The 23,228-nt window shown below is 41.1% G+C and carries 22 protein-coding genes; 12 read left to right on the plus strand and 10 right to left on the minus strand.

Going from position 1 to position 23,228, the window contains the following annotated elements; all coding sequences use genetic code 11:
* Nucleotides 1-547: 547 nt before the first annotated feature.
* Complete coding sequence (locus tag QM629_RS07240; protein ID WP_415158676.1) at nt 548-736, minus strand: Arc family DNA binding domain-containing protein; 189 nt, start codon at nt 734-736, stop codon at nt 548-550.
* Nucleotides 737-1,251: 515 nt separating this feature from the next.
* Here QM629_RS07240 and QM629_RS07245 point away from each other — a divergent pair.
* Nucleotides 1,252-1,809 carry an NUDIX domain-containing protein gene (locus QM629_RS07245; protein ID WP_415158678.1) on the plus strand — a complete coding sequence of 186 codons (558 nt, stop codon included), beginning with the start codon at nt 1,252-1,254 and terminating at the stop codon, nt 1,807-1,809.
* A 135-nt stretch (nt 1,810-1,944) separates the two neighbouring features.
* Here the strand turns inward: QM629_RS07245 and QM629_RS07250 are convergent, their stop codons facing one another.
* From QM629_RS07250 to QM629_RS07275, 6 genes are all read right to left on the minus strand, one after another.
* Complete coding sequence (locus tag QM629_RS07250; protein WP_415158680.1) at nt 1,945-3,837, minus strand: M1 family metallopeptidase; 1,893 nt, start codon at nt 3,835-3,837, stop codon at nt 1,945-1,947.
* Nucleotides 3,838-3,912: 75 nt separating this feature from the next.
* A complete protein-coding gene (locus QM629_RS07255) occupies nt 3,913-4,353 on the minus strand; it encodes a PepSY-like domain-containing protein (RefSeq protein ID WP_415158682.1) in 441 nt (146 codons plus the stop codon).
* Nucleotides 4,354-4,356: 3 nt separating this feature from the next.
* Nucleotides 4,357-5,076 carry a 16S rRNA (cytidine(1402)-2'-O)-methyltransferase gene (gene rsmI, locus QM629_RS07260; protein WP_415158684.1) on the minus strand — a complete coding sequence of 240 codons (720 nt, stop codon included), beginning with the start codon at nt 5,074-5,076 and terminating at the stop codon, nt 4,357-4,359.
* Nucleotides 5,077-5,133: 57 nt separating this feature from the next.
* Nucleotides 5,134-5,385: a phosphoribosylformylglycinamidine synthase subunit PurS gene (gene purS / locus QM629_RS07265; protein WP_415158686.1), complete on the minus strand. Its 252-nt coding sequence runs from the start codon at nt 5,383-5,385 to the stop codon at nt 5,134-5,136.
* A gap of 55 nt (nt 5,386-5,440) precedes the next feature.
* Nucleotides 5,441-6,229, minus strand: a complete 789-nt coding sequence (locus tag QM629_RS07270; RefSeq protein WP_415158688.1) for a CDP-alcohol phosphatidyltransferase family protein — start codon at nt 6,227-6,229, stop codon at nt 5,441-5,443.
* Nucleotides 6,230-6,334: 105 nt separating this feature from the next.
* Nucleotides 6,335-7,645 carry an aminopeptidase P family protein gene (locus tag QM629_RS07275; RefSeq protein WP_415158690.1) on the minus strand — a complete coding sequence of 437 codons (1,311 nt, stop codon included), beginning with the start codon at nt 7,643-7,645 and terminating at the stop codon, nt 6,335-6,337.
* Nucleotides 7,646-7,877: 232 nt separating this feature from the next.
* Between QM629_RS07275 and QM629_RS07280 the strand changes: the two genes are divergently transcribed.
* From QM629_RS07280 to QM629_RS07330, 11 genes are all read left to right on the plus strand, one after another.
* Complete coding sequence (locus QM629_RS07280) at nt 7,878-8,132, plus strand: type II toxin-antitoxin system Phd/YefM family antitoxin (protein WP_415158692.1); 255 nt, start codon at nt 7,878-7,880, stop codon at nt 8,130-8,132.
* The gene (locus QM629_RS07285) at nt 8,129-8,386 is read left to right on the plus strand and encodes a Txe/YoeB family addiction module toxin (protein WP_415158694.1); all 258 of its coding nucleotides are present in this window, start codon (nt 8,129-8,131) and stop codon (nt 8,384-8,386) included. Before QM629_RS07280 ends, QM629_RS07285 begins: the two co-directional genes overlap by 4 nt.
* Before the next feature lie 67 nt (nt 8,387-8,453).
* Nucleotides 8,454-11,300, plus strand: a complete 2,847-nt coding sequence (polA, locus tag QM629_RS07290; RefSeq protein ID WP_415158696.1) for a DNA polymerase I — start codon at nt 8,454-8,456, stop codon at nt 11,298-11,300.
* Nucleotides 11,301-11,580: 280 nt separating this feature from the next.
* Nucleotides 11,581-11,901, plus strand: coding sequence for a hypothetical protein (locus QM629_RS07295; protein WP_415158698.1), 321 nt, complete (start codon nt 11,581-11,583; stop codon nt 11,899-11,901).
* Between the two features lie 102 nt (nt 11,902-12,003).
* Nucleotides 12,004-12,675, plus strand: a complete 672-nt coding sequence (locus QM629_RS07300) for a uracil-DNA glycosylase family protein (protein ID WP_415158700.1) — start codon at nt 12,004-12,006, stop codon at nt 12,673-12,675.
* 102 nt (nt 12,676-12,777) lie between these two features.
* Nucleotides 12,778-13,752 (plus strand): hypothetical protein, encoded by a 975-nt coding sequence (locus QM629_RS07305; RefSeq protein ID WP_415158702.1) that lies wholly within the window; start codon nt 12,778-12,780, stop codon nt 13,750-13,752.
* Nucleotides 13,753-13,943: 191 nt separating this feature from the next.
* Nucleotides 13,944-14,402, plus strand: a complete 459-nt coding sequence (locus QM629_RS07310; RefSeq protein ID WP_415158704.1) for a response regulator — start codon at nt 13,944-13,946, stop codon at nt 14,400-14,402.
* A gap of 51 nt (nt 14,403-14,453) precedes the next feature.
* Nucleotides 14,454-15,647 carry an ATP-binding protein gene (locus tag QM629_RS07315; protein ID WP_415158706.1) on the plus strand — a complete coding sequence of 398 codons (1,194 nt, stop codon included), beginning with the start codon at nt 14,454-14,456 and terminating at the stop codon, nt 15,645-15,647.
* Between the two features lie 9 nt (nt 15,648-15,656).
* Complete coding sequence (locus QM629_RS07320) at nt 15,657-19,241, plus strand: response regulator (RefSeq protein ID WP_415158708.1); 3,585 nt, start codon at nt 15,657-15,659, stop codon at nt 19,239-19,241.
* A 98-nt stretch (nt 19,242-19,339) separates the two neighbouring features.
* Nucleotides 19,340-19,762, plus strand: a complete 423-nt coding sequence (locus QM629_RS07325) for a YybH family protein (RefSeq protein ID WP_415158710.1) — start codon at nt 19,340-19,342, stop codon at nt 19,760-19,762.
* Between the two features lie 39 nt (nt 19,763-19,801).
* Complete coding sequence (locus QM629_RS07330) at nt 19,802-20,362, plus strand: AAA family ATPase (RefSeq protein WP_415158712.1); 561 nt, start codon at nt 19,802-19,804, stop codon at nt 20,360-20,362.
* 67 nt (nt 20,363-20,429) lie between these two features.
* On the opposite strand, the gene fabF is transcribed toward QM629_RS07330, so the two are convergent.
* The 3 genes from fabF to QM629_RS07345 all read right to left on the minus strand — a co-directional run bounded on the left by fabF (nt 20,430) and on the right by QM629_RS07345 (nt 22,978).
* Complete coding sequence (gene fabF / locus QM629_RS07335; protein ID WP_415158714.1) at nt 20,430-21,674, minus strand: beta-ketoacyl-ACP synthase II; 1,245 nt, start codon at nt 21,672-21,674, stop codon at nt 20,430-20,432.
* A 153-nt stretch (nt 21,675-21,827) separates the two neighbouring features.
* Entirely contained in the window at nt 21,828-22,622 is a 795-nt protein-coding gene (locus QM629_RS07340) for an undecaprenyl-diphosphate phosphatase (RefSeq protein ID WP_415158716.1), read from the minus strand.
* A gap of 62 nt (nt 22,623-22,684) precedes the next feature.
* The gene (locus QM629_RS07345) at nt 22,685-22,978 is read right to left on the minus strand and encodes a DUF3098 domain-containing protein (protein ID WP_415158718.1); all 294 of its coding nucleotides are present in this window, start codon (nt 22,976-22,978) and stop codon (nt 22,685-22,687) included.
* Between the last annotated feature and the right edge of the window lie 250 nt (nt 22,979-23,228).

A 23,228-nucleotide genomic window follows, 5' to 3' on the forward strand; every position in this document is an offset into this window, starting at 1 on the left:
GAATGCATTTTCCTGCTTTATACTTAACAAAAGACAAACGTAGATAACTTCTGCCCAATCTCTTTAAACCCGCATTCTTATCCACATTTGGGAATTATTTCCACCTAATTTAGATGCGTTTGCCCTGGTCAGTTGCCGGGCAGGCTTTGCGCATAGGAAAGGAACTGCGAAGTCAGGAGACCATAGCTGTTCGAAACCATTTTCTTAAAGCCTCATAGAGGCTTAACGTGTGTACAATGCTGCCCGTAATGTTTCTTTACCGTTCCATTGGAACGGAACGTTTACACTCACCACACCTACGGTGTGGAAATCCCCCTGGCATAATTATTTCTACACACGTGGGTGATCCAGTGGATCGCGGATCGCTAATGCAGGGTTCGAGCACTTCAGTTCCGGAGACTTCGCAGAGCGAATTATTAAAGCAGAATAACAAAATGACAACAACCTCATAGAGGTAATTCTAATAAGAAAAGAAGCATGCAAAATTTTTTATGCGAATTCCATGTGGCAAAAAATAAAATTAAAAATCGGCAGACGAAAAAGATAATTATTTTTTCTTATCTGTGGTATTTGTCGCTGTTTTGCCTTTAGCTTTTCTGCCCGCCTTGATTAAGGCATTATTAATTAGAAACTCTATCTGCCCATTTACACTACGAAAATCATCCGAAGCCCATTTTTCAAGCAGCGCATAGGTACCGGTATCAATCCGTAATATAAAACTCTTTTTATCACTCAAAACATCAGAGGTTTTAACTATTTATATACCGGCCCACAATAATCATAAAAACTTAAAGACGTTTTAAATTCCTGGATTTTTTAAAAAATATTTTGCGCCCGTACAACGGTTTCACTCTTCGGGTTGTCATAAGATTCAAGGTTTGTGAAAACAAGCCTTTTTTTGTAAGCCGTTGCTAATTTTTTTATTTGCCTGTTGCTCCAGCTTAAACCTGCATAAGGTTTCGGGCAGTTTGCCGTTTAGTATAACAGTGCTGCGATCAAACTGCAGAAAACAATGCCCGGAATATGCCTTGAGCAGCAGGCTTTCTGTAACATCGTACAAAATCCCACATATCCTGGCCACATTTGCATTCGCGCCAGGCCGGTTCTCATAAAAAGCACAACATACCGGTACACTCCTTTTCATGGTTTGTGAAGATTGTTGCCGGATTTAAAATAACAAAGTATGTCTGTAACCTCCCCTGGCATAATTTTGCCCGGCCTGAATTATTTACTGTTCAGGTTTTTTTTAATATGAATGAATTTAAAAACCCATGGAAAATTGCAGGTGCAAAAGATATTTATGATAACCCATGGATCAATCTTACAGAATACCAAGTTATTAACCCTGCCGGCGGCAAAGGCATTTATGGCAAAGTACATTTTAAGAACCTGGCCATAGGCATTGTGCCCTTGGATGATGAACTGAACACCTACCTTGTGGGCCAGTACAGGTTTACGATTGATGAATATAGCTGGGAAATACCTGAAGGCGGCGGATTAAATGAAGACCCGCTTATAGCCGCACAAAGGGAATTGCTTGAAGAAACCGGTTTAAAGGCGGAGCGATGGCAAAAAATAAGGGAGATGTACCTGAGTAATTCTGTGACCGATGAACTATGCACCATCTTTATTGCCAAAGGGCTTAGCCAGCACAGCCCCATGCCCGATGAAACGGAACAATTGACCATAAAAAAAATCCCTTTTAACGAAGTGTACAATAGGGTAATGGAAGGAAAAATTAAAGACGCTATTACTGTTGCGGCAATACTGCAAACGAAGATACTGCTGATGGCAAACCAGGTTATATGAGCATGAGTTGTGCCGGGATAATAATTATGAAATTCAATGCCGCGTTTGCTTAAAGCTTACAAGTGCATGGGTTTGCCTGTTCACAAGTTGCCTGGAGGTTGTTTGTTGCCAGCTGCCGGATATTTTTTTTGAAGATCAGGGAACCATAATTTTATTATTCACCCTGTTCACATCAGCCATGCGCAGGGATGGGTCTATTTCGATTGACTTAATTTCATTAACCGGCTTTGAAATAGTAAAGCTATACGCCGGGTCAACCCACTTCCATTCATCATGCACAATTCTTTTAACGGTATCTTCTGCCGGTTTTGCGCCATACATCAGGCTCAGGGGAATATAATGCATTTCCCGGCTGCCGTCTTTATAAGTAACCAGTATATCAACAGGCATGGGCATTAAGCCCAACCGCTTCACGGTAATATTGGCAACATTACCATCCATATTTATATCGCCAAGCGCATAATCAATTGTTTTGGTGGTATATACCCAGTATTCCTTATACCACTGCAGTTCAATGCCGCTTACTTTTTCTGCTACACGCACAAAATCGTTGGCATTGGGATGCCTGAATTTCCATGCTTTATAATATTCGAGCAGGATTTTATTAAGATTATCTTCACCAACAATATAACCTAATTGCGAAAGAAATATAGAACCTTTTGAATAGGCTGCAACTGAATAAGCATAATTGGTATTAAAGTGATCGGCATGTGTGCATAAAGCTTCTTCCCGCCCGCTTTTCAGTATCCTGAAATATGAATTATAAGAACTGTTGAATGCAAAAGCCGTATCGCCCTTCAGCCAGTTACTTACCCTTTGTTCCGCATAAGTAGTAAAGCCTTCGTCCATCCAGGGATATAAACTTTCGTTGGTGCCCATCATGCCCTGGTACCAGCTATGCATAAACTCATGAATAGCGGTACCAACGCTTGCATTTTTTATAAGTGTAGCCATGGGGTATTCCATACCGCCATCGCCGCCCTGTATAAAAGAATAATTTTTATATGGATAAGCGCCAAATGTTTTGGCTATGTAGGGATATGCTTTCTCAATCGTGTTCGCTACATTCTCCCATTTCACCTGCTGGGAATCTACTTTCTTATAAATAAAATAAAACAACGGGCCGTTGGGCATTTGTTTTTTTATCATGGTGTAAGCCGTATCTGCGGCCCACACAAAATCGTGCACGTTCTGCGCAGCAAATTTCCATACAAGCTTACCGTTTACCGCTGACCGCTGGCCGTTAGCTTTAGTTTCGGTTGACGGTTGACGGTTATCGGTTGACATTCCGTAGCCGTAACCTACCTCGTTTGGGTTTTGCAAAGTACCCGAACCTGCCAGCATATAATCTTTATCAATCGTAATGTTTACGTTGTAATCACCCCAAACACCGTAAAATTCCCTTGCTATGTATGGGTTGGCATTCCAGCCCTGGTAATCGTATTCCACCATTTTGGGATACCACTGGCTCATGCTGTAACGAATACCTTCGGCATTATCGCGGCCGCTTCTTCTTATCTGAACAGGAACCTGGCAGTTAAAAGAAACCTCGAAACTGTTTCTTGAATGCGGAAGCAAAGGCGTTTTTAATTGCACTTCCAATATGGTTTCATGATAGATAAGCTTTTGTGCAATGCCATTCAGCTTCACATATTCCGTGCTGTCATAGCCAATTTCATTGGGCTGCAAATGCTGGATGCGGTCGCGCACACGGTCGTCCCAGTCATAAATCGTATTGCCATCTTTGTCTAACCCCAATTCGATTTTTCCAAGTTCACGGCTGCGCACATCCATCATGCTGTTAGGCTGAAAGGCATTCCAGTACAAATGGAAGAAAACGCGGTGCAGGGTATCGGGAGAGTTGTTCCAGTAATCAATTTTTTCAACGCCTGAAAAACGATTGCTTTCCACATTCACATTCACATTAATGTTGTAAGCAATACGTTGCTGCCACCGGTCTGGCTGTGCATTTGCAGTCAGGCAGGAAACAATGCATAAAACTGATAAAGAAATTGAAAGCTTATTCATGCTGATAAAAGTTAGAGATACAAAAATGCCTGGCAAATGCAATATCATGCACAAAATGCCAGGCAAAAATTTTTTTTATAAAACGATGGACTCTTTCAGCAGCTTGCCATTGGCATCAAAATACAAATTCTTTTTCTGTATGCCCGATTTTTGAACATTGATGCGGTATTGCAAGGGCTTGCCTAACACCTGCACTTCATACGCGGTTTTCTTTTCGCGGTCGGCATACTTGCTTTTTGAGAACCCATCCACCACTTCACCCGGCAACTGGTTAAATTCCAGCTCCCGTTCGCTTCCTTCCCATTCCCCTTTTGAAGAAAAACTTGCCGTAATAATATAGCTGTTCAGCTTAAAGTGGGCTTCATACACATGCAGCTTGTTTCTCCATTCCACATGTGTAGCGTGCGGATAGCGGGCAACAAAGGCATCAGTAACTTCAGCCGGGATTTTGCCAAGCTGCGCCTGCGCCCAAACAACAATCAAAAAAAACAATAAAAAGAAAAACGCTTTTTTCATAAATCAAAACTTGCCTTCTACCACAATTACAATTTCACCCTTTACATTTTTGCCTGAAAAATGTGCACAAACTTCGGATAAACTTCCCTGATAATTTTCTTCAAACAGCTTTGTTAACTCTCTGCTAACACTACATCTTCTTTCTGCGCCGAAATAGTTAATAAAATCATGCAATGTTTTAACAAGCCTTACCGGGCTTTCATAAAAAACCATGGTCCTTTCTTCTGTTGCCAGTTGTGTAAGCAATGTATGCCTGCCTTTTTTAAGCGGAAGAAAGCCTTCAAATGCAAAGCGGTTTATGGGCAGGCCGCTGTTTACAAGCGCCGGCACAAATGCCGTTGCACCGGGCAAACATTCAACCTTTATATTATTTTTTAAACATTCCCGCACCAATAAAAATGCGGGGTCTGAAATGGCGGGTGTGCCTGCATCGGTAATAACAGCCATTGTTTTGCCGGCCTGAAACTGTTCAATTAAATGATGCAGTATTTTATGCTCGTTGTGCTGGTGGTATGGCGATAAAGGTTTCTGGATTTGGTAATGCTGCAGCAGTTTTGAAGAGGTGCGTGTGTCTTCGCATAAGATAACATCCACGGCGTTCAGCACTTCAATGGCGCGGAGTGTTATATCTTTTAAATTGCCGAGCGGTGTGGGAACAAGAAATAAAGAAGCCCCCATCCCCTGAAGGGGAGTTCTATAAGTTTGATTATTGCTTTCAGGCATATATCAATTTAAGAAGAAATAAAGTTGATTAAATTTTTTTGAAAGCAATACTTCCCTTTAAGGATTGAGGGTTTCTATCTCATAAAACTCCATTACAGGATTTGCAAGCAGTTTTTTACAGGCTTCATCGGCTGCAGCTTTAGCAGTTTCTTCAGAATCCGCATCAATTTGCAAAGTAATATGTTTACCAATACGCACATCATTTATACCGTTTAAACCTAAATTTTTCAAACCTGTCTGCACGGCTTTTCCCTGCGGGTCAAGCAGGTCTTTCAATAACATAACTTTTATCTGAATATTATACGTCATAACTAATATTGAGCTTTTTATCCGTCAGGCGCTTTAAAAGCATCAGGCCGGTATTCTATTGTTTATGCAGCAAAGATAAAATAACATAAACCAAAAAACTTAGAGGCGCCGCCAGCCATTGAATAAAGAAGGCGGAAACAATGGCCACTGCTGCAATTATAATGAATGGCATGAGCTTCTGTACCGTAACTCCTTTAAACTTTAACGCCAGCATGGGTTTGCTTGACACCATTAAATAAGAAAGTATAAAAATGATGGCATACCAAAACCACGGGCTGATTAGAACTTGCGTAACAACGGCATGCTCGTTTGTCCAGTATATTAATGGAAAAGATGCTACCACCAACCCGTTCGCCGGAATAGGCACGCCTTTAAAATAGGTGGTTTGTTCAGTATCAATATTGAACCTTGCCAGCCTGTAAGCGCCGGCACAGGCTACAATAAAAGCAGGCATTAGGAATAAGGTGCTTGTTTGCAAACCATCTTCCTGCTGCGCAAAACTCAAACGCAAAAACTGGTATATGATTAATGATGGCGCCACGCCAAAGCTTGCCACATCAGCCAGCGAATCTAACTGAACACCTATTGCAGATGTTGCTTTCATCCATCTTGCCACAAAGCCGTCAAAGAAATCAACAACCGCTGCCAGGCCAATGAATAAAGAGGCCATAAACATTTGTTCAGGAATGCTGATGTATTGGGTGCCAATTGCTGTAACATCAGGCGTTAAGGTTAATTCATCTGCATTATACAAAGGCACCAGCCCCGGCTGAAGAATGTAAACAATAGCCATGCAGCCAAAAAAAAGATTGAATAATGTAATGATGTTTGGAATTTGTTTCATAAGCCCCCATCCCCTAAAGGGGAGTTTTAAAAAAATGCTGATATTAAAAGTTCTTAATTTATTTCTGACATTAAAATATTTATTTCCCCCTTTAAACTTGAGGCATTACACCCCTTTAGGGATGGGGGCTTTCATCAGCCCCTCAATCTCCTCCGCCTCGATGGGAATGTGCTTCATCAAATCAACATTGCCACGTTTTGTAAGCCATACATTATTTTCAATACGGACACCAATGTGTTCCTGCTCTATGTAAATGCCCGGTTCAACGGTAAGCACGGCGCCTTCTTTCAAAGGCTCATTAAATGGCCCAAGGTCATGCACATCCAAACCCAGATGGTGTGAAATGCCATGATATAAATATTTCCTGTAGGCGCGGTTTTCCTTGTCTTCATTCTTTACATCGGCTTTGGTAAGCAAACCAAGCTTTATAAAAACCTTTGTAGCCTCAGCTCCTACTTTCTCATGATAATCTGCCAGCACAACACCCGGCCTTAATAAGCCTTTTGCATATTTATGTAAATGCAAGCATGCATTATACACTTGTTTTTGCCTTTTGGTAAATACGCCATTCGCCGGCACGGTTCGGGTAAGGTCGGCTGCATAACCCCCATAGTTGGCGCCAAAATCCATCAATATCAGTTCACCGTCTTTTACTTCCTCGTTATTAAAAACATAATGTAATGTTCTTGCCCTGTCGCCGCCTGCTATAATGCTGCTGTAAGCCTCGCCTTTGGCCCGGTTGCACAGGAACTCATGCATGATCTCCGCTTCAATTTCATATTCCATAACGCTGGGCTTTATAAACTGCAGCAGGCGGCGAAATGTTTTATCTGTAATATCAATGGCCTTTTCTATTACTTCAATTTCATACTTTGTTTTTATGGCGCGCAGCTTTAATAAAATTTTTGCAGCACGTTCATAATTATGCAGGGGATAACGCGCTTTCATCTCCTGCACAAAACGGTAATCGCGTGTGGCATAATAAGCGGTGGATTTACGGTCATGTTCATTAGTGTTCAAATAAATAGTATCTGCCGCATGCGCCCATTTCTGCAATAAAGCATCCAATGCATCCAGCCAAACAATCGTTTGAATGCCTGAAATTTCCTTTGCTTCATTGGCCCTTAACCTTTTGCCATCCCATTTTTCTTTCAGCTCATTTGGCCGCGCCAATGCCAGCACCTCGTGGTATTTCTCTTCCACATTATCCGGAAACAAAACCACCATCGTATCTTCCTGTTCAATGCCGCAAAGCCAGTACAGGCTTGTGTTTTGCTGAAACCTGTAGGTGGCGTCCGCGCTCGTGGGCACTTCATCATTGCTGTTAAAAATGGCAATGCTGTTTGGCTTCATCTCCTTAATAAAACGCTTCCTGTTCTCAACAAAAAGCTGCGGGCTTAATGGCAAATGCTTCATACAATATCATTCGTTATAAATTGAAGAATAATTATTATGTCGCCGGCTGCTGCAACTCAACGCATCACCGTGAAGCCTGTCCCGCACTTGATGCGGGATCACTCCCTTGTACTCAAATACAGATGGCATCTGCAGGCTGCTGTTTTAAGTGGTTGCAAAAATCAAAGCTATTTTTTAATAAAGCAATTAAAAGTTTATTAATTACAATATCATTGTTCATTAACTTAGCAGGATGCTTACAACAACTATATCAGACTTCAGTAAAGACGTTAAGAAATACTTTGACCGGGTTACAAAAAATTTTGAAACACTCATTATAACCCGCGGCAAAGACAATGGCGTAGTTATTATGTCTTTAAATGAATATAATTCTTTGTTGGCCACTAATCATGAATTGAGCTCTAAAAAAAATGAACAGCGCCTTGATTCGGCCATAGAAAAACTTTCCAGGGGCAACTCGTTCAGGAAAGAGTTGATTGAAACATGAAATACATATTTGTTGATGAATCCTGGGAAGATTATCTATACTGGCAAAAAACTGGTAAAAAAATTTTAAGCCGCATAAATGATTTATTAAAAGATATTGCCCGCACACCCTTTACCGGCATTGGAAAACCTGAACCGCTCAGGCATAAATACAAAGGCTTCTGGTCAAGAAGAATAACTGATGAACACAGGCTGATTTACAAAGTTCAGCAGGAAGAAATATTAATTGCAAAGTGCCGGTTTCACTATGATTAATAATTCTATAAAACTTTTGCAGCAACCTTCACAAAATTGATTCAGTGCATGGCCTTATCTTAGCAACATGGATAAACGTTTGTTTTTGCTGGATGCTTATGCCCTCATCTTTCGCGCCTATTATGCTTTAATACGCAACCCGCGCATTACTTCAAAAGGAAGAAACACCAATGCGCAGTTTGGCTTTACCAATACTTTGATTGATTTAATGAACCGTGAAAAACCTACCCATCTTGCTGTTTGTTTTGACGTGGAAGGCAAAACAGAACGCCATACCGATTTCACCGATTATAAGGCCAACCGACAGGAAGCGCCCGAAGATTTAATGGAATCAATTCCTGACATAAGAAAGATAATCGAAGGTTTTAATATTCCCTGCATCGGCGTTGAGGGTTATGAAGCGGATGATGTAATCGGCACACTGGCGTGGCAGGCGCATGACGCGGGCTATGACGTGTATATGGTTACGCCCGATAAAGATTACGGCCAGTTGGTGCGGGATGGCGTAAAAATTTATAAGCCTGGCTACCAGGGTGGCAGCTTTGAAATTCTTGGCCCTGCCGAAGTTTGCGCCAAATGGGATATAGAGCGCGTTGGCCAGGTTATTGATATTTTAGGCCTGATGGGCGATGCCGTTGATAATATCCCGGGCATTGCCGGTGTGGGCGAAAAAACAGCCGCCAAATTGCTGAAAGAATATGGCAGCCTTGAAAATGTGGTGGCCAATGCAGAAAACATTAAAGGCGCATTGGGCAAAAAAATTATTGACGGAAAAGAATCGGCGATACTTAGTAAAAAGCTTGCCACCATTATAACCAATGCACCGGTTCAGTTTCATGAAGAACAGTTTTGTTTGAAAGAGTGGGATAAGCCGGCATTGATTGAAATATTCACCGAGCTTGAATTTAAAACGATTGGCAAAAGGATTTTAGGAGATGATTTTAACGTATTTCAATCGGCGCCGGTTGGTGTGCAAACAGACTTATTCGGTAATGCAATTGAAGGCGCCGCGGCAAGAACCGTTATTGAACATGCAGAAGACTCAAAAGCTCCCTCTCCTTTGGAGAGGGCGGGGGGTGAGGCCGGCCTGGCAACATCAAAAAACATTACCAATACACCACATGAATATATTCTGGCGGATGATGAAGAAAAGATAAAGGCGCTGGTGGATGTGCTGATGCAGCAAACGGAAATTTGCTTTGATACAGAAACAACGGGTATTGATGCCAATGATGCAGAATTAGTTGGCATGAGCTTTTCGTATAAACCCTGCGAGGCTTATTTTGTAACCTGTTCAACGGAATACGAAGCCACCTGCAACCTGCTGGAATTATTAAAGCCTTTGTTTGATAATCCGGATCTCACATGGATAGGCCATAATATAAAATACGATTTACTTATTCTAAAATATTATAACCGGGAAATAAAGGGCCAGGTATATGATACCATGCTGGCGCATTATGTGGTAGAGCCGGATGGCAAGCGCAGCATGGATTTATTAAGTGCACAATACCTTGGTTATGAACCGGTGCATATTGAAGAGCTCATTGGTAAGAAAGGCAAGGGACAAGGTACGATGCGTGATGTGGAAATTAAAAAATTAAAGGATTATGCCGCAGAAGATGCAGACATCACTTTACAATTAAAACATGCATTACACCCTTTATTAAAAACAAAAGACGTTGAACAGGTTTTTTATGAGGTGGAGAATCCCCTGGTAAAGGTTTTAACCGATATGGAATTTGAGGGCGTAATGATAGATGTTCCTTTCTTACTGAATTATTCAAAAGAACTGGAACGCGAAGCTTACCAGGCAGAACAGGCTGTATATGCCGGCGCCGGCGTTAAATTCAACATTGGCTCACCCAAACAACTGGGGGAAGTATTGTTTGAAAAACTGCAATTGAATCCATCGGCCAAAAAAACAAAAAGCGGCCAGTATGCCACCGGCGAAGATGTATTGATGAAGCTGGCGCACAGCAACCCGATTGTAGCAGATATTCTTGCTTACCGCCAGTTAACAAAACTAAAGTCAACGTATGTTGATGCATTACCTTCATTGATAAACAGGAAATCAGGGCGTGTACATACAACTTATGGGCAGGCCGTTGCCGTTACAGGAAGGTTGGCAAGCAATAACCCCAATTTGCAAAACATCCCCATACGCACAGAACGCGGAAAAGAGATACGGAAAGCGTTTATTCCAAGGCCGGGCAATGTTATTATCAGTGCGGATTATTCACAAATTGAATTAAGGATTGTTGCCGCCATGAGCGGTGATGAAAACTTATGCCATGCTTTTAAAAACAGTGCAGACATTCATACAGCCACGGCTGCAAAAGTGTTTAATGTGGATGCAGCAGGCGTAACAAAAGAAATGCGCTACAAAGCCAAGAGTGTAAACTTCGGCATTATTTACGGGCAGGGCGCTTTTGGCCTGGCAGATAACCTTGGCATAAGCCGCACAGAGGCAAAGGAAATAATTGATAATTATAAAAAAGAATTCAGCGGCATCACAACTTATATGGACAATATGATAAACTTCTGCCGCGAACATGGTTATGTGCAAACATTAATGGGCCGCAAGCGCTGGCTGAAAGACATTAATTCCGCCAACTTCACCGTGCGCAGTTATGCGGAACGCAACGCCATTAATTCTCCCATTCAGGGCACAGCAGCCGATATGATAAAAATGGCGATGATAAAAATTCATGACGCCATGAAGAAAGAAAGCTTAAGAAGCAAAATGATTATGCAGGTGCATGATGAACTGGTATTCGACGCCTTGCCATCTGAACTGGATGTGTTGCAGCCGCTCATTTTACACAATATGAAAGCGGCATTGCCACTGCCGCATGATGTGCCTGTTGAAGCGGAATTGGGCGTTGGTGATAACTGGCTGGAAGCGCATTAAAAAATTAAGTTTTAATTTGATACATGACGAAAGAAAAAATTCTTGATATCTTACAAAAACAGAAGCCTTTAATGCAAAAATCCATTTGAACAAGACTTAATTTATGCCTGAACGGGATGATTTATCCGGCTAAAAATCAATGCACATTATTAAATTATTATGTGGAAAAAAATGCATTGTTTTTAACAGTATAAAATATATCTTGCCGCATCTTTAATGCCTGTTGTTTACCTGAATTGCTGATTGAAACTTTATTATTATTCATTATAAAAAGTGCATTATGTCAATTCTCACACTCGAACGATTGTCAAAAATCTATTACCAAAAATTTCTCAGGAAAATTGCGGAAGATTTGCATGATATTAAAGAGTACATAGAATCTACGCCGCAGGAAACTAAAAAGCTGCTGAGCTTATTCCAGTTAAGAAATGAGGCGCACCGCGAAGAAAAAGGCGCCGATAACCCGAGGTTCACAGAAATAATCGAGTTTTTGCGCTCGTGCAAGGAATCCAAACTGGTGATGCACATTGTGAAGGTAAAAGACCAACTGCTTACCATTTTAACCGATACAGATTATACAAAGGTCGTAGGCGTTTTATAAACTCAGTTTTTCATAAAAAAACAGGTGCAGGCTTTTAAATAAAGTTTGTGCCTGTTTTATTTTGCGCAGCAGCCATCCAAAAACTTACGAAACAAACAGGCTATGTTCAGCAATAAAATACTGCAATTTCTCTTCACCTTAAAATTGCCATTTACTTTACAAAACGGCGTTGAAGTGCTGGATGCGCATCAGCGCAGCGATGTGCAGGAAGCATGCAGGGCCTTTTATAAAAAATATTACAGAGATAACAACAGGCGTCATGCATTAATAGGCATTAATCCCGGCAGGTTTGGCGGCGGCGTTACAGGTATTCCGTTTACAGACCCGCTGCGCCTGGAAAAAGTTTGCGGCATTGATAACAGCTTTCAAAAAAAGCAGGAACTGTCTTCTGTTTTTATTTATGATATGCTTGAAGCTTACGGCGGCGCCCAATTGTTTTATAAATATTTTTATATAACGGCCATGAGCCCGCTGGGTTTTGTAAAAAATGGTAAAAACCTTAATTATTACGACGACAAAGCACTGCTTAAAGATATTCAGCCCTTTATTATTAACTGCATGCAGCAGCAGATTGGGTTTGGATTAAATACCGATGTGTGTTTTTGCATTGGCGAAGGCGAAAATTTAAAACACCTGCAAAAACTGAATAATGAATATAAATGGTTCAACCGTATTGAAACACTGCCGCATCCGCGGTTTGTAATGCAATACAGGCTGAAAAGAAAAAATGAATTTATTGAATCTTATATATCCAAATTAAAAGCTGTTACTTAAAACAAATAGAGGCATTTCATCTACAATCTTATTTAAAATAAATTCATTATTGTCAGACTAAAAAAGAATTTCCTGGGCTTTAACCCAGGTTAACCAGACAGCATGTATTTTTTGAAAATTGATACCCTTACTTTGCATGCGGCCCAAAAATCAATTAACGCAGCCGGGCTTACCCTGCAGCCACGCTACAGCAAGCAGGAATTTGGAAAGCATCTTACATTCTATAAAGACCGCTATAACATACAATTCAAATCTGCCAGCTTCCACAACATTGACTGGTACAAACTTTTTTTAGGAAAAGGATTTATTGCAAAACACGCAGAATTTAATAATGGCTCAATGGACGTGTATGCCGATAAAAACATACCGCCATCAACCAAATCTAAAATTGGCAACTACCCGCACCAGTTGCTGGCAAGGTTAAAAATACCTGTTGATATAGACACAATGCTTGTTCAAAATTTTGAGTTCACTTACAGAGAGTTAAATATCAAAACAGGGCAAACAGGCGCTGTTACCTGGACCAATATCAGCGGCCAGCTAACAAACGTAACCAACGTGCCCGAAAAAATAGCTGCAAACAAAATAATAAAAATTGCAGCACAAAGTAAATTGTTTAATGCAGGAAGCTTCAGCGCCGTATTTCCGTTTGACATGACAAAAACAAAAACCGGCGATTTTACGCTCGACGTTGACCTTGGGCCAATGGATGGGAAAATTATCAACACCGCATCAAAACCATTAGGATCGTTTGAAGTAAAGAGCCTTTCCATAAAAAAACTAAAAGCGCATATTATTGCCAACAGCTATAATGCCCGCAGTTCTGTTTTATTTGTTTACGACAATTTAAAAATAACCGCTTTGAAAAAAGACAATAATTCCAAAGAAATGAAAAAGAAAAAACTGGCGAGCTTTCTTGCAAATACATTTATAATAAATAAATCCAATACTATGGCTGAAACGCAGCCTGAATACTTAACATATAAACGCGATCCCCAACGCTCTTTCTTTTCATTCGTACAAGTTTATTTTTTCAGTTGCCTCATGGAACCTCGCTATGTACATTCCCCTGTGTGAGAAAAAATTATCATGCTCGGTTTCATTAATCTGGAAATCTTTGTTAAAAGGAATTACCGGCACAGCTTCATAAATTGCAAGGCTTTTACTAAATTAAAGCAAAGCTTTGCCTATACTTTCATTTAGAACAATACATTTGCATTTGCACTTTTGCCCATATTGCCAAAGGCTTGTAACGATAATAAATCTATATGTCTTATTACACCCGTTTTTTTCTCATTGATGACGACACTGACGATGTTAGTGTTTTTAAGGAAGTTATGCAGGAAATAGATCCCGCATTGGAAATTGTTAGCGCCGGAAATGGCTATGAAGCCCTGAAAATTTTAAAGCACAGTTCTGAAGATGATTATCCTGATATTATTTTTTTAGACCTGAATATGCCACGCATGGGCGGCAAAGAATGCCTTGCCGAACTTAAGAAGGATGCCGCGCTGGGCAAAATACCTGTAATTATATACACAACGTCTTCCCAGTCTAAAGACATTGAAGAAGCCATGTTAAAGGGCGCTGCGTGCTTTATTACCAAACCTGCCTGTATAAAAGAATTAGAGCGCATATTATCAACCATTTCAAAAAATGCGCCCGGCAGCCTGGAAAAAAGCCTGCGTAACCTCAGCAATACTTCTTCAGCCTTTATCGTTTGTTGATTTAATGTACTTTGCTAACTGCTTATCAAAATATAAAACAGGAAAAGCAGTATGATCCTTATTGTTGACGACAAGAAAGAAAACCTTTTCTCCCTCAAAACATTGTTACAGTTAAACCTGTACGATGTGGATACTGCCATGTCGGGCGAAGAAGCGCTGAGGAAAATATTAAAATCAGAATACGAGCTCATTATCCTCGATGTGCAAATGCCGGGCATGGATGGCTACGAAGTAGCTGAAAATATAACAGGTTACAGTAAATCAAAAGATATACCCATTATATTTCTTTCGGCAGTAAATATTGATAAACGTTTTATTACCAAAGGCTATACTTCGGGCGGCGTGGATTATATAACCAAGCCTTTCGACCCCGAATTATTACTGCTTAAAATAAAAACCTTTGTAAGGCTGTATAAGCAAACAAAAGAGTTGAACGATATTAAGCACAACCTGGAAAAAAAGGTTGAAGAAAGAACGGCTGAATTAATTGAGGCCAATAAAGAGCTGGAAGCAAGCAATACCGAGTTGCAGCAATATGCTTTTATTGCTTCGCATGATTTGCAGGAACCGCTGCGAAAGATCATTACATTCAGCCAGATAGTGAAAGAGCGCTTTATGGGAAACAACGATGCAGGCCAGTACATCAACAGGATTATTGCTTCATCTGAAAGAATGCGCACCCTTATCAACGATCTTCTAAGTTATTCCCGCCTTGCCACCGATCCTGACTTTGTAACCGCTTCACTTAATACAGTTATTCGCGGCGCCATTACCGATCTTGAGCTTGCGATTAAAGAAAAAAAGGCAAATATCAGTGTGGATAATCTCCCTGCCATTGAAATGATTCCCGACCAGATCCGGCAGGTATTTCAAAACATCATCAGCAATGCTATTAAATTTTCACAACCTGCCGCCGCTCCCGAAATAAAAATATGGAGCGATTTGACAAAGGAAAAATCTGCCGGCAGCAAAGCCGCTGCAAAAGGCGGTTATTGCCGTATATATATTGCAGATAACGGCATTGGCTTTAATGAGCAATACCTCGACAAAATCTTTACCATGTTTCAACGCCTGCATGGAAGATCAGAATACCAGGGCACCGGTATTGGCCTGAGCATCGTAAAAAAAATCATTGAAAAGCATAACGGCCTTGTTACAGCAAGAAGCAGGGAAGGCAAAGGCACCACATTTATTTTAGTGCTGCCCGTAACACAAACGAAACCATCGGCCGCTTTACATCAATAAATTTTAGCTATGAATTCATTCAAAAGAAACCTGCTTATACTTTATGGCATTTCGTTTTTATTGCTCATTGTAAGTGCAGTGGCGTCTTATTCAAGTATAACGGGTTTATTAAGCAGCCAGCAGGAAGTAGTACGCACCAATGATGTAATAAGTAGTCTTGAAAACGTGGTATCAGCTTTAAAAGACGCCGAAACCGGCCAGCGCGGTTTCCTGCTAACGGGGCAGGAGCGCTTTCTTGAGCCCTATACCGGGTCGCTACCCAAAGCCTATTCACTTATAAGCGGGATAAAGGAACAGAGCGCCGGCAACGATCTGCAGGTGCAAAGCGCCGAGCAGCTCAGGCAGCTTGTTACAAAACGCATCAGCAGTTTACAATTACTTATTGACGATAAACGGAAAGGCATTGAGCCTACTGTTAATGCACTGGAAATTGGTAAAACATATATGGATAGCGCCAGGCAACTGGTACAGCAAATGGAAAACCGGGAAAAAGATACTTTACGGGCACGCACAGCAAGCCTGAACCGGTTTTCATCCTCTACCCCAATACTTATAGTGATAGCCTCTTTATTATCATTTGCAGTTGCGCTGTTTTCTTTCTTCAGGGTAAATAATGATCTCGAAAAAAGAACAAAATTGCAGCAGGAGCTGGAGCAAAAAGATAAGGATATAAACGTCCGCCTTGACATCATTCGAAGTATAGCCGACAAGATTTCGGCCGGTGATTATAAGACCAGGATAAGCGATGCAGGACAGGATGCACTGGGCAATATTTCACTGTCATTAAATAAAATGGCCGAATCACTCGATTATTCTTTTGACAACCTTAAGCACAACGAATGGCTGCAAACCGGCATAGCAGGTCTGAATGATAAAATGATTGGTGAAAAAAATCTCAACCAGCTTGCCTATAATGTTATTGATTTTATAACAGCTTATACAAAAATACCGGTTGGTGCTTTTTATCTTGCTGAAAATGACTCCCTTGTTTTAACATCAGGAATTGCGCTTGATGAAAGCAAAATAAAAAAAACAGTAAAGCCTGGTGAGGACCTGGTAGGCCAGAGTGCAATAAGCGGAAGGGAACTTTTACTCGAAGATATTAATGAAACAGATATGGTGATATCTTTTTCGTCGGGCAGCTTAAAGCCTAAAAATGTTTTGGCTGTACCGGTTTTTTTTGAAGGAAAATTAAAAGGTGCGATAGAACTGGCTTCACTTAATGAAATTGATAATATAACCAGGCAGTTCCTGCGCAGTTCAGTTTATAACATTGGCATGGCTATTCACACAGCGCGCAATCACCGGCGCCTGGAAGAATTACTGGCTGAAACACAGGCGCAATCTGAAGCATTGCAAAGCCAGCATAACGAACTGGAAAATATTAATGCCGAACTGGAAGTGCAGGCGGAAAAGCTCCAGGCTTCAGAAGAAGAACTAAAAGTACAGCAGGAAGAACTGTTACAGTCCAATGCAGAGCTGGAGGAACGCAGCCGCCTGCTTGAAGAAAAGAATGAGCTGATACTTGAGCGTAACCTTGAAATACAGGCAAAGGCGGAACAACTTGAATTAATTACAAAGTATAAGTCTGAGTTTCTTGCAAACATGTCGCATGAATTAAGAACGCCGCTCAACTCTGTCCTGCTCTTGTCAAGATTATTATCCGAAAATCATACCGGCAATTTAAATAAAGACCAGATTGAATATGCAACGGTCATTCAAAACTCCGGTAATGCCTTGTTAACGCTCATCAACGAAATACTTGATCTTTCAAAAATTGAAGCGGGTAAAATGGAATTGGAACACAGCAATATTGCTGTTAAAGACCTGGTAACCGAATTAAATGCATTATTCGAACCGCTTGCAAAAGACAAGGATATTGTGTTTAAAATTGAAACAGACGAATCTGCAACACCATATATTGAGACAGACCGTTTGCGCCTTGAACAAATTTTGCGCAACCTGGTTGCCAATGCACTGAAATTTACCAAACACGGCGCTGTGATATTGAATATTAAAGGCTTGAATGATACAGTTATCTTTACCGTTACGGATACGGGTATTGGCATTCCCGCAGAAAAGCTTGAAACCATTTTTGAAGCTTTTCAGCAGGCCGATGGTTCCACCAAACGCCAGTACGGCGGCACAGGTTTGGGGCTTTCCATAAGCCGTGAACTTGCCAGGCTTCTCTCCGGCCAAATAACCGTTAGCAGCGAAGAAGGCAAGGGCAGTACATTTACGCTAACCATACCTGCAAACAAAAAATCATCTTATAAGCCTGCAGAACTAAAAGCAGCAGAAACAGCCACCGGGCAATCTGATATTACAGAAATGCAACTTGCCAGGGCGCAGAACAGTGAATACATTTCTGCCGTGATACCGCAGCCCGTTCCGGATGACAGAGACCGCATTAAAGAAAACGATAAAACCATTTTAATTGTTGAAGACGATACTGCTTTTGCCAAATCATTGCTCGATTTTACAAGGCGAAAAAAATATAAAGGCATTGTGGCTGTGCGAGGCGATGAAGGTATGGAGCTTGCTAAAAAATACAAACCATACGGCATCCTGCTCGATATACAACTGCCGGTAAAAAGCGGCTGGGAAGTAATGGATGAATTAAAATCAAACCCTGAAACAAGGGCCATACCTGTTCATATTATGTCGTCTTACGATGCAAAAGCACAAAGCCTTCTTTCCGGCGCCATTGATTTTATAAACAAGCCGGTAGCTTATGAAAAGATGAGCACTGTTTTTCAAAAAATTGAGGATGCACTAAGCAGGCACCCGAAAAAAGTTTTGATTGTGGAAGAAAATTCCAAACACGCAAAAGCCCTGGCTTATTTTTTGGAAAGCTTTAATGTGGCGGCCGAAATAAAAAATTCCGTAAGCGAAGGCATTGATGCCCTGAAAAACCGGAACAGCGATTGCGTTATTTTGGATATAGGCATTCCTGCGCAAGGCTCTTACGCCATGCTGGAAGAGGCAAGAAAAACGCCGGGCATAGAAAACCTGCCCATCATTATTTTTACCGGCAAGAATTTAAGCCATGCCGAAGAAATGCGCATTAAACAATATGCAGATTCCATTGTTGTAAAAACAGCGCATTCTTACCAAAGGATACTGGACGAAGTGTCGCTGTTTTTGCACTTAGTGGAAGAAAATAAAAAAGATAAAAAATCACCTAAGTACAAAAAGCTGGGCGAACTGGAAGAAGTGCTGAAAGGCAAAACGGTTTTAATTGCAGATGACGATGTACGCAACATTTTTTCGCTTACCAAATCGCTCGAAAATTATGGCATGCATGTTATCTCTGCCATGGATGGAAAAGACGCTTTAAACCAGCTCGCAGGGCGCACGAATGTTGATATTGTTTTAATGGATATGATGATGCCCGAAATGGATGGTTACGAAAGCACCAAACGCATTCGCCAAAACCCTAAATACAGAAAACTGCCTATAATTGCCGTAACAGCAAAGGCTATGACGGGCGACAGGGAGAAATGCATTAATGCCGGCGCATCAGATTACATAACAAAACCCGTGGATGCCGACCAGTTAATTTCCTTATTACGGGTATGGCTGTATGATTAAACGGGGAAGCTTTGTTTAATTATCTTCCGGTTACGGCCTGATAATTGTCCATTACATTCAAAAATTTCATTATCGCATCTTAAATTAAAATTTGAATTATGATAAAAAGAATAGTATGTATCATGTTGATGGCAGCAAGTGTAAACGCCGCATTCAGCCAGAATGATGATAAAGCGAATATTCTGGCAGTGGAAAGAAATGCGGCAGATGCCTTCAGTAAGCACAGCATAGCCACATTATTGTCCATTTTTACAGATGATGCAACGATTATAACGCCATCCGGTGAGCTGATTACCAAACAACAGCTACAGCAGCGTGCACAGCCCATTAACGGCCTCACGCTTTCTGATATGCAGGTAAAAGTAAAAGGCGTGTTTGCTGTTGTAACCGGCATTCAAACAGAAACCGGCAAAGACGCTTCGGGTATGGCATATACTACCAAAAGCCATTTTACAGATGTGCTTGAAAGAAAGAATGGCGGATGGTTTATAACGGCAAGCCAGGCTACACCGGTTCAATAGTTAGCCGGCTGTTTTGCGTGACAGCTTAAGTTTATAAAAATGAATAAGCCTTTATTAATTGTTGTGACTGGAAGCCCGTCAACAGGAAAAACAACTTTAGCGCACATTTTAGCTAACAAAATCAATTGCCCGCTCCTTTCAAGAGACGAACTCAAGGAAGGCTTGATAAACACATTGAATCTTGAGCACAATCAATTGGATAAATCAGTTGACTTACACGTGTATGAAACTTTTTTTGAAACAATAAACTTATTAATTTCAAAAGGAATATCAATGATTGTTGAAGCGGCTTTTCAGGACAAATTATGGAAGCCAAAACTGTTGAACCTGTTAGATAAAGCAGAAATAAGAATCATTATATGCAAAACCACTCCCGGCCTGATAACAGTCAGGTTTGATAACAGGCTTTCAAACAATCCAGGCAGAGAAAAATTTCATGGCGACCAGTCAATACGTTCATCAAATGAAAAATTTATTTCCTTAACAGAAAAATACAATCCTGTACATATTAATACACCAACCCTGCAGGTTGACACAACAGACAATTACAATCCGGCAATTGAAGCAATAATCAGCTTTATTAAAAAAAACAATTGCTGAAAAAGTATTACTGAAAATGCAGCCCAAACGCCGCGGAATATTTTTCCTGCAGGCAATACGTTAAACGTTAATCAATATATTTTTTAAAAATGCTTGTGGCAATATGCCCGCCAAAACCGAAAGTATTGTTCATGGCATAACGGGTTTCTTTTTGCTGGGCATTATGCAACGTGAAATTAAAAATGTCCTTAAAGGCAGGTTCTATAGCGGTTGAATTAATGGTGGGCGGGATAATATTTTCCTGCACCGCTTTAATGCAGGCAATGGCTTCAACAGCGCCGGCCGCTCCCAACAGATGGCCTGTCATTGATTTAGTAGCGCTGATATTAAGATTATTTTGTGCGCCAAACAATCTTTCCGCAGCTTTAAGCTCGCTTATATCGCCCTGTTGTGTTGACGTGGCATGTGCGCTTAAATAATCAATATCAGCCGGAGTAAGGTTTGCATCTTCCAAAGCAGCCAGCATGCCCAGGTAAGCACCTTCACCTTCAGGATGTGTTCCGGTTAAATGATACGCATCGGCAGCCATGCCGCCGCCAGCCACTTCTGCAATGATAGTGGCGCCACGTTTTTTTGCATGATCCAGGTCTTCCAGTATAATGGCGCCCGCGCCCTCTCCCATTACGAAACCATCCCTCTGTATATCAAACGGCCTCGATGCTATTTGCGGATTTTCGTTCAATGTGGAAAGCGCTTTGGTGGCACTGAAACCACCCACTGCACTTTGGGTGAGCGGTGCTTCTGAGCCGCCGGTAATAATCATATCAGCCTTGCCCCATTTTATATAGTTAAACGCATCTATAATAGCGGTGTTTGAAGTGGCACAGGCTGAAACAGTGGCAAAATTCACTCCCCGCAAGCCATGCCTGATCGAAATAACGCCCGATGCTATATCAACTATCATCCGGGGGATGAAGAACGGGCTGAACCTTGGTGTTCCATCGCCCAAAACAAACTCGGTTAACTGCTGGTCGAATGTATTAATGCCGCCATTGCCGGAACCCCATATAACGCCTATGCGGTTCCTGTTAAGTTCATCAAAATTAATATGGGCATCGGCAATTGCTTCATCTGCTGCAATAACAGCGTATTGGGTAAACAGGTCGTATTTGCGGGCCTCTGCTTTATTGATAAAATCCAGCGGGTTAAAATTTTTGAGCTCACAGGCAAACCTGGTCTTGAATTTTGCTGTATCAAACCTGGTGATAGGCCCCGCCCCGCACACACCGCTTACCAGCGATTTCCAGAAATCGTTCATGTTATTGCCTATTGGCGTTAATGCGCCCAATCCTGTTACTACCACCCTTTTCATGCATGTCCGGTTAAATCGTTAATAATTGTTTTCTTAATTGTTTCAAAGTCTTTTTTTGCTGGTAAGCCTTGTAAGTTGCACAGCCGCCAGCATATTTGTTATTATCATCAATGCTTTGGTTCTTGCATCTGTATCAAAATAAAAGATCAGGGTTTACAGCATGCCTTTCAATGCAAGCGCAAGAATAACAACGCCTAAAATAATACGGTAAATGCCAAATACTTTAAAACCATGCTTTTGCAGGTAGCCAATGAAAGATTTTACGGCAACCAGCGCCACGATAAAAGACACCACTGCGCCAATGGCAAGCACACTTATATTGCTGCTTACCATTGTATCGGGATGATCTTTATAAACATCCCAAAAGCTCTTTACCGAAGCGGCAAACATGGTGGGCACTGCGAGGAAAAAAGAAAATTCGGCAGCAAGTGTGCGGGTTAGCTTTTGCTGCATGCCGCCCACAATGGTAGCCGCACTGCGGCTTAAACCGGGCAACAAAATTGAAAAACATTGAAAGCAGCCAATAACAAAAGCCCTGTACAGCGATATTTCTTTTTCTTCATCAATATTATTGCGTTTAAAAAGCTTATCAATAAACAGCAGCAATATGCCGCCGCCGATCATAACACAGGCAATAAATACCAGGTTATCCAGTGCCTCATCAATATAATTTTTTAAAATACTGCCAACAATAAGTGCAGGAATTACGGCAATAATGAGCTTAAGATAAAAGCTGGTACGCTTAAAATCGAAAAACTTTTTATAAAAAATAACAACCACGGAAAGTATTGCGGCAAACTGTATCACCACTTCAAACATATTTACAAACGGAGAAGCTTCCACTCCAAGCAGGGGATTGGCAAAACGCATGTGGGCCGTGCTTGAAATGGGAAGAAATTCAGTTAATCCTTCAATTATAGCAATAAGAATAGCCTGGAAAATTGTCATAGCTGTCTTGGTGATTATTATAATAAATCAGGATAAAAAAGAAAAGCGCTGTAAAAGCGCTTCTATGCATTTGCAGATTGAACCGGCTTGCGGAAAATAGCATAAATCTCAACCAGCAAACCAAGCACAATAAGTATAGGCGCTATGGTAACCCTTGTTGTACTGTACACTACTGTATAATCGAATGTATTGGTATCTGTGTTTTTTCCACCGCTCATTAATACCATTCCCAGTATAATGATAATACCACCAATAAGCATCCATTTATAGTTTTCTTTATTGAACAGAACCGCAGTGGTCTTACCGGCTTTTGCCTGGCGTGTTTGCGTGGTTGTTTGTTTTTTTATTTCAGCCATTATTTTCAATTATGAACTGCAAGATAAGGATTTGGCTTTTAGTTATCATGGGCACATTTCAAATTTTCGCTCCATTCATAAATTTCCGGTCGGTGAGACACCGACCGGTAGCGGGCTTTACAGGCGGGTGGTGACACCCGCCTGCGAAAATTTGAAATACGCCCCCATTTAAAAGTTAATAATAATTTTGATTGCTTTTAAGCTTAAAAGCAGGTTCCCGCCTGCGCGGGAATGACGGGCAGGAACGAGA

The sequence above is a fragment of the Parafilimonas sp. genome (genome assembly GCF_047606085.1).
GTDB lineage: Bacteria > Bacteroidota > Bacteroidia > Chitinophagales > Chitinophagaceae > Parafilimonas.

Coding starts and splice junctions, on each gene's coding strand:
- QM629_RS07245 (WP_415158678.1), top strand. CDS start 1,252: ATGAATGAATTTAAAAACCCATGGAAAATTGCAGGTGCAAAAGATATT.
- QM629_RS07250 (WP_415158680.1), bottom strand. CDS start 3,837: ATGAATAAGCTTTCAATTTCTTTATCAGTTTTATGCATTGTTTCCTGC.
- QM629_RS07255 (WP_415158682.1), bottom strand. CDS start 4,353: ATGAAAAAAGCGTTTTTCTTTTTATTGTTTTTTTTGATTGTTGTTTGG.
- rsmI (WP_415158684.1), bottom strand. CDS start 5,076: ATGCCTGAAAGCAATAATCAAACTTATAGAACTCCCCTTCAGGGGATG.
- purS (WP_415158686.1), bottom strand. CDS start 5,385: ATGACGTATAATATTCAGATAAAAGTTATGTTATTGAAAGACCTGCTT.
- QM629_RS07270 (WP_415158688.1), bottom strand. CDS start 6,229: ATGAAACAAATTCCAAACATCATTACATTATTCAATCTTTTTTTTGGC.
- QM629_RS07275 (WP_415158690.1), bottom strand. CDS start 7,645: ATGAAGCATTTGCCATTAAGCCCGCAGCTTTTTGTTGAGAACAGGAAG.
- QM629_RS07280 (WP_415158692.1), top strand. CDS start 7,878: ATGCTTACAACAACTATATCAGACTTCAGTAAAGACGTTAAGAAATAC.
- QM629_RS07285 (WP_415158694.1), top strand. CDS start 8,129: ATGAAATACATATTTGTTGATGAATCCTGGGAAGATTATCTATACTGG.
- polA (WP_415158696.1), top strand. CDS start 8,454: ATGGATAAACGTTTGTTTTTGCTGGATGCTTATGCCCTCATCTTTCGC.
- QM629_RS07295 (WP_415158698.1), top strand. CDS start 11,581: ATGTCAATTCTCACACTCGAACGATTGTCAAAAATCTATTACCAAAAA.
- QM629_RS07300 (WP_415158700.1), top strand. CDS start 12,004: ATGTTCAGCAATAAAATACTGCAATTTCTCTTCACCTTAAAATTGCCA.
- QM629_RS07305 (WP_415158702.1), top strand. CDS start 12,778: ATGTATTTTTTGAAAATTGATACCCTTACTTTGCATGCGGCCCAAAAA.
- QM629_RS07310 (WP_415158704.1), top strand. CDS start 13,944: ATGTCTTATTACACCCGTTTTTTTCTCATTGATGACGACACTGACGAT.
- QM629_RS07315 (WP_415158706.1), top strand. CDS start 14,454: ATGATCCTTATTGTTGACGACAAGAAAGAAAACCTTTTCTCCCTCAAA.
- QM629_RS07320 (WP_415158708.1), top strand. CDS start 15,657: ATGAATTCATTCAAAAGAAACCTGCTTATACTTTATGGCATTTCGTTT.
- QM629_RS07325 (WP_415158710.1), top strand. CDS start 19,340: ATGATAAAAAGAATAGTATGTATCATGTTGATGGCAGCAAGTGTAAAC.
- QM629_RS07330 (WP_415158712.1), top strand. CDS start 19,802: ATGAATAAGCCTTTATTAATTGTTGTGACTGGAAGCCCGTCAACAGGA.
- fabF (WP_415158714.1), bottom strand. CDS start 21,674: ATGAAAAGGGTGGTAGTAACAGGATTGGGCGCATTAACGCCAATAGGC.
- QM629_RS07340 (WP_415158716.1), bottom strand. CDS start 22,622: ATGACAATTTTCCAGGCTATTCTTATTGCTATAATTGAAGGATTAACT.
- QM629_RS07345 (WP_415158718.1), bottom strand. CDS start 22,978: ATGGCTGAAATAAAAAAACAAACAACCACGCAAACACGCCAGGCAAAA.